We start from the raw sequence: 6,633 nt of genomic DNA, 5'->3' as shown, positions 1-6,633 counted from the left end.
ATATCTTGGCCGTAACTTCCACTGCGTGGTTCGGGGTGAGCTCGCTGTGGGCGTCACTTTGAGCTTCGCAAAGTGCGCGAATCTCAAAGCTGAGCCTTATTCTAAGCGGCACAGCCGCTAAGAATAACGACACGGCGATCTCACCCCGAACCACTCCGTTGCAGTTACTCAACAATTGTAAGCAGACTAAGCTGACACGCCATAACACCTGCGCGTGTAAATTGGCAAATCTCACCGCAGTTAGCGACCATGGTTAGTAGTCACAAATTCGTATTGACAGTCAAACCATAACAATTGACTTGATAATCACGGCAATTAAATTTGAAACCAGCCAAATGGCGTATCATAGAACTTGGACCGTACTAATCTGAGCAATCGATTGGGCCAACTAGTCAGAGATTCTTTATCAATTAAAGTGATAGCATTTTGACCGCCACACTAGCAAAAGCACTTCGTAACCTACTCCGCCCAGATTGCAGATAGGCTCAAGCTTGCCCAGCAACCGCCTCAGGGCGTGTGGCTCAACAGTGAAATTTGTCTTAGTGGCTTTGCCACTTAGACAAAGGCTCGCTTTGAAGACAAGCCGCGCACTTTGCGGATTGGCTTCAAACGATGCCCACTGCGTTCCAGCCACTAAAAACGCCCTGAGGCGGTTGCGTCCACATCTAAACCCAACTACACCTGCAAGCAAAACGGCAAATCCAGAAACACTGCTTTTCAAATCAACAAATAAATCCGGTGATGGACCCCTACCATATTTTTTCAATAAAACTAGTCAAGATTTGACGTCCAAAATAAGCATTGTCAGTTTCATTTTTCCAGTAAATCATTAAAATGAAAGTCATCAAGACAGCGACTCGACCCATTTGATGATCATGGGGGGCATAACGATGGAACGGCAAACTGCTTTACAAATTTTAGATGCTTTGATCAAAATACCAACAGTCAATGGCTGTGAAGGTGCCGTGGCCGTTTATTTACGAGACCTATTGGACCGTTATCAGATCAGCAGCCATTTGATCCCGCTACCAGGGAATGACAATCGCGTTAATCTGATTGCCGAGATCGGTCCACAACAAGGACCGATCCTTGGCTTCACTGGTCACCAAGATACAGTGGCCGTGAGTACGCCGCAATTATGGACATATGGGCCTTTTTGGCCGGAACATCGAACCGGTCGTATATATGGTCGTGGCGCCGCCGACATGAAAAGCGGCTTAGTCGCGATGGTGGTCGCTTTGATCGCGCTAAAACAGGACCCGCATTTTCAAGGACGGGTCCGCTTGCTGGCAACGGTTGGCGAAGAACTCGGTGAATTAGGCGCGCACCAATTGACTCAACTTGGTTACGCTCGTGACTTGAGCGCTCTAGTAGTGGGCGAGCCCAGCACCGCATCGAGTTCTTTAGTCTTACAGCGACTGGGCGGTAGTGGGCTGGTCACGTTACCGACGACTGCGCCTGAACGTTATGGTCGTCACTTGATTTTCCGTGGTCATAAAGGCTCATTGGATTATTCTGTTACCGCCACTGGGAAGGCGGTCCATAGTGCCCTGCCCGGTTCCGGCGTCAATGCCATCGACAATCTGTTGACTTTTTACCAAGCGCAACAGACCTACTTTTCCAGTTTAGAATCGGTAGAAAATGACCTGCTTGGCGCGACCAAGGCTGCTGTGACCGTGATTCGTGGCGGTGAGCAGCCCAATACGATCCCCGAGCAGGCGCAATTACACGTGAAAGTCCGGACGATCCCAGAATATCCCAACCAACGGATCGAGGCGGACCTGACCAAATTAGTAAACGATCTGAATGACGCTGATCCACGACTTGCATTAAGCCTAACGATCCTGACCAGTCAGCCCGCCGTGATCACCTCAGCAAGCGCGCCACTGGTTCAAGCCGCGACGACTGCTTTTCAAAAAATCTGGCACGAATCGGCGCTGATCCTCGGTGCGCCTGGCGGCACGGACGCGTCGCAGTTCATTCAAGATAATCCTAACTTGCCTATGATCATCGCCGGTCCCGGAAACGAAAGCGCCCACCAAATCGACGAATACGTCAATCAGGTGGACTTCTGGGATTACTGTGAACTTTATCAATTGCTGGCTAAAATCTATTTTTGTGAGATTCCCTTGACTGATGGCGTCTAACAAACGGTACTCTTAAAAAGGCGCTAAACCAAGCTGTTGATCAAGTCAACAACTGGCTCAACACTTGCAAGACACCGTTTTCTTCATTTGATGGTGCACGATAAGCGGTCAAATCAAGTAAGATTTGTTCAGCGTTGGCCATTGCGTAAGCGCGACCAGCCAATTTGAACATTTCTTGGTCATTAGCGCTATCGCCGAAAACCACCATTTGGTCAGGAGCGATCCGATAATGTTCACCTAAGATCTGCAGACCAAAAGCCTTGTGTAACTTAGGATTGATCATATCCAAATAACCGAAGCCCGAACTAGTTACGTGCAAGTCAGGCCAATCCTTGAAGGCTGCTTCGATCAGGGGAACTTCCGCTGGCTCAACTCGCGCCGTCAACTTCAGGATCTGTTTGTCTTTGATCTCCGCCAGATCGGTGAACTCGGCCAAACTAGCACAATAATGTTCGGATTCTTTTTTGAAAAAGTCGTCTGAATCCACCGGGAAATAGCCGGCTTCGGGCGTAGATACGATGTAATTCGCGCCGGGGATCGCCTTGACTGCCGCAACTGCTCGAGTCAACGTCGCCCAACTCAATCCACCACAAAAGACTTCTTGTCCATGAGCCAAAGTCAGGGCTCCATTCTCGGCCACAAAATTCAGTCGATCACGAAGATCCTCTGGAAATAAACGGGCCAAATGGGGATACTGATTACCACTGGCAACCACGAACTCGATACCTCGCTCCTGCATCAAGTTAAACAAGCGCCGAAATTCGGCCAGATCATAATGGTTATTATGATCGACGAAAGTGCCGTCAATATCAACAGCAACCAATTTCAAATTATCCATCTTTCACCTCAACTAGTGTTCTAAAGTCTCATTATAGCAAAGACCATCTAGGGAAAACGACTTTTAAACGACTTTCTTTCTGACTTTTCTAGCAAAAACAGAGTGCTCACTACCCCGGGTAGCTTCCGAGCATTAGCCTAGCAACTATTTTGGAGGCAGTCTTTGCCTCCGGAATAGTTGCGTAGCTAAGCAGAAGAAGCTGGGGTGGTGAGCACGTTTCAAAACTGTGTGAGCTGACCCGAGTAGCTATTGACTGACTCCACCTTACAAACGTCCTTCGTCAAATTATCCGCTCCGATTGCAGATGGGCCGACTTCCACCTAATAATTGCCCGGCGAAAACAAAAAAGCGTGTTTCTGACACACACTGCGGTTGACTAAGGCCACCGCGTCATTCTCAGAAAACACGCTTTTTTGCGCTTTGTTTATTTGATTCCGGCGGAGTGTTGACAAATGGAAAGTTTTAATTTATGAGCCTCTTCATTTTGGACTGCTTTGGCGCGGGCCACTTTCCTTAGTGACCAACCAATTGATCGTGTGGGAGCGCGCCGTTTTCGTCTAAATAAACGGCCTTTATTTAACGACGATATTGACGATCTTATTCGGGATCACGATCACTTTGACCACATTTTTATCGGCGATAAAAGCCTGAATATGTTCATCGGCCAAGGCTTGTGCCTGTAAAACATCTTTAGCTGTATCCTTAGCAACTTGCAATTTTGCCCGCAGTTTACCGTTGACTTGAACGATCACTTCGGTGGTATCATCGACCAATTTACTAGCGTCAAAAGTTGGCCATGGTGCATAAGTCAAACTTTCGTGATGGCCCAACTTCTCCCAGATTTCTTCCATCATATGAGGCGCGATCGGCGCCAATAATTGCACGAAGCCCGCCACATAGTCCGCGAAAAGAACTTTTTCTTTGTAAGCTTCATTAATGAAGACCATCAATTGGGAGATGGCTGTGTTGAAGTGCAGTTGCTCATAGTCAGCGGTGACTTTCTTGACGGTTTGATTATAAACTTTGTCCAAGTGACCATTGTTCATCATCGTGACGCGGTCGCGTAACTTGTCGTCATCGTCGACGAACAAGCGCCAAACCCGATCGAGGAAACGCCGTGACCCGGCTAAGCCTTCTTCACTCCAAGAAATTGAAGCGTCCAACGGGCCCATGAACATTTCGTACAGGCGCAACGTGTCCGCGCCATATTGGTCAACGACCTCATCGGGATTGACCACATTGCCTTTGGATTTGGACATTTTTTCGTGGTTATCCCCTAAGATCATGCCTTGATTGAATAATTTCTGGAATGGCTCTGGCGTGGGCACAACACCTAGATCATAAAGGAATTTGTGCCAGAAACGGGCGTACAGCAGATGTAAGACCGCGTGTTCCGCGCCACCGATGTACAAATCAACGGGCAACCAGTCCTTTAATTTATCATAATCCGCCAACGCTTCCTTGTTGTGCGGATCGATGTAACGCAAGTAGTACCAAGAGGACCCAGCCCATTGTGGCATGGTGTTCGTTTCCCGGCGACCCTTGCGACCGTTGGCGTCCACCACGTTGACCCAATCGGTTAAGTTGGCCAAAGGACTCTCGCCGGTGCCTGATGGCTTGATGTTCGTTTCTTTCGGTAAACGCAAAGGCAACTCGGTTTCGGGAACCAAAGTGGTTTCCCCGTCTTCCCAATGGATCACCGGAATCGGTTCGCCCCAGTAACGTTGCCGGCTGAACAACCAATCACGCAATTTATAATTGACCTGCTGCTTGCCCACACCTTTTTCCGTTAACCAAGCGATCATCTTGTCAATGGCCGCTTGTTTATCCAAGCCATCCAAAAAGTCCGAATTGATATGGACGCCGTCACCAGTATAAGCGGCTTGAGTGACATCGCCACCCTCGATCACTGGAATGATCGGCAACTGGAACTTCGTTGCGAATTCATAATCGCGCTCATCATGGGCGGGCACCGACATGATTGCGCCGGTGCCATAGCTAGCCAAAACATAATCGGAGATCCAGATCGGTAATTTCTGGCCATTGACCGGATTGATCGCGTAGGCGCCGGTGAACGCCCCCGTTTTGTCATGGTTCAGATCTGTTCGCTCCAGATCACTTTTGTGGCTGATTTCTTCTTGGTAAGCGGCAACTGCGGCCTGCGCAGCCGCCGTGGTGATCTGATCGACCAGTTCATGTTCCGGCGCCATCACGATATAAGTTGCGCCGAACAAGGTATCCGCTCGGGTGGTGAAAACTTTGAAATCAAGATTCGGCTGATCCGCGATCGCAAACGTCACCTCGGCGCCTTCAGAGCGACCGATCCAGTTCCGCTGCATATCTTTGATGCTTTCGGGCCAATCGACCAGATCCAGATCATTCAATAAGCGCTCCGCGTAAGCAGTGATCTTCAACATCCACTGACGCATGGGCTTCCGATAAACCGGAAAGCCACCACGCTCCGTTTTGCCATCGATCACTTCTTCGTTGGCGACGACCGTGCCCAGATCCGGACTCCAGTTGACCGCGACTTCCGCCTCATATGCCAAGCCCTTTTGATACATTTGCTCAAAGATCCATTGGGTCCAACGATAGAATTCCGGATCAGTGGTGTTGACTTCCCGATCCCAATCATAGGAAAAGCCCAATGAATTGATCTGGCGCTTGAAGTTGGCGATATTCTTGGCGGTGAATTCTTCTGGTTGATGCCCCGTATTCAAAGCGTACTGCTCCGCTGGCAGCCCAAATGCGTCCCAACCCATCGGATGTAAAACGTTGAAACCTTGCGCCCGTTTCATCCGGGCAATGATATCTGTCGCCGTATAACCCTCGGGATGGCCAACGTGAAGCCCCTGTCCAGAAGGATAAGGAAACATATCCAAGGCATAAAAGTTCTTTTTATTAGGATCCTCTGTGGTTTTGAATTGTTGGTTTTCCCGCCAACGTTTCTGCCATTTCTTTTCGACTGTCGTATGATTATACAAAATACGCACTCCTTTTATTCATTTTCCGCAAACAAAAAGCCCTATAAGCCAATTGCTTATAGGACGCGCGACCGTGGTACCACCTAACTTTAGCCGATTTCTGATCGACCCTCTAACCATTAACGCTGGTCCACGCCTACCGCTACTGTCTTCACGGTAAGTTTCGCAGGTGAGTTCATCATGATTTGCGATAGGCTCGCACTGGCCGCCTACTCGCTGAGCGCAAATTTCCGATTACTAGTCCTGTGACTCGTTATGTTGTTACTATTTAATATACACCAAGATGACTATAAAGAGCAAGGCTTGATCACCTTTTTTCGACGCCTTCGTGCAACTGAAAAGGATGTGCGTTCCTTCTGTGGCAATCTTGGCCGCGAGCTGCGTTGCGTGTGGCGAGTGTGATCGCTAATCTTCTATATATTGGCCGTAACTTTCACTGCGTGGTTCGGGGTCAGCTCGCTGTAAACGTCTGTTCCGTTCCAACGTTGGCCGCGGGCTGCGTTGCGTGTGGCGGGTGAGTTCGCTGTGGGCGCTGTTTTAAGCCTCGCTTTGCGAGTCTTAAAATCAGGCCTTGGTCTAAGTGGCAAAGCCACTAAGACCAATTTCACGGCGATCTTACCCGCCACACTCCACTCCGCCCGCTCAACCGTTTTAAGCAAATTAA

4 protein-coding genes and 1 other annotated feature are annotated in these 6,633 nt (G+C 49.1%); of the genes, 1 reads left to right on the top strand and 3 read right to left on the bottom strand.

The window, feature by feature from the left end:
* Window positions 1–406: 406 nt before the first annotated feature.
* The gene (locus OCU21_RS11105) at window positions 407–766 is read right to left on the bottom strand and encodes a hypothetical protein (protein WP_261807466.1); all 360 of its coding nucleotides are present in this window, start codon (window positions 764–766) and stop codon (window positions 407–409) included.
* Window positions 767–890: 124 nt separating this feature from the next.
* Between OCU21_RS11105 and OCU21_RS11100 the strand changes: the two genes are divergently transcribed.
* Complete coding sequence (locus OCU21_RS11100; RefSeq protein ID WP_261807465.1) at window positions 891–2,147, top strand: M20/M25/M40 family metallo-hydrolase; 1,257 nt, start codon at window positions 891–893, stop codon at window positions 2,145–2,147.
* Window positions 2,148–2,187: 40 nt separating this feature from the next.
* On the opposite strand, the gene OCU21_RS11095 is transcribed toward OCU21_RS11100, so the two are convergent.
* Together OCU21_RS11095 and leuS are read right to left on the bottom strand one after the other, a co-directional pair.
* Window positions 2,188–2,985, bottom strand: a complete 798-nt coding sequence (locus OCU21_RS11095; protein WP_261807464.1) for a Cof-type HAD-IIB family hydrolase — start codon at window positions 2,983–2,985, stop codon at window positions 2,188–2,190.
* A 572-nt stretch (window positions 2,986–3,557) separates the two neighbouring features.
* Window positions 3,558–5,972 carry a leucine--tRNA ligase gene (leuS, locus tag OCU21_RS11090; RefSeq protein WP_261807467.1) on the bottom strand — a complete coding sequence of 805 codons (2,415 nt, stop codon included), beginning with the start codon at window positions 5,970–5,972 and terminating at the stop codon, window positions 3,558–3,560.
* A gap of 53 nt (window positions 5,973–6,025) precedes the next feature.
* Window positions 6,026–6,232: a binding site (T-box leader), on the bottom strand.
* Window positions 6,233–6,633: the final 401 nt, after the last annotated feature.

Source organism: Lapidilactobacillus luobeiensis, assembly GCF_024345205.1.
GTDB classification, from domain to species: domain Bacteria; phylum Bacillota; class Bacilli; order Lactobacillales; family Lactobacillaceae; genus Lapidilactobacillus; species Lapidilactobacillus luobeiensis.
Note: the sequence above shows the minus strand (reverse complement) of the source record. Positions and strands in the feature narration are given on the sequence as shown.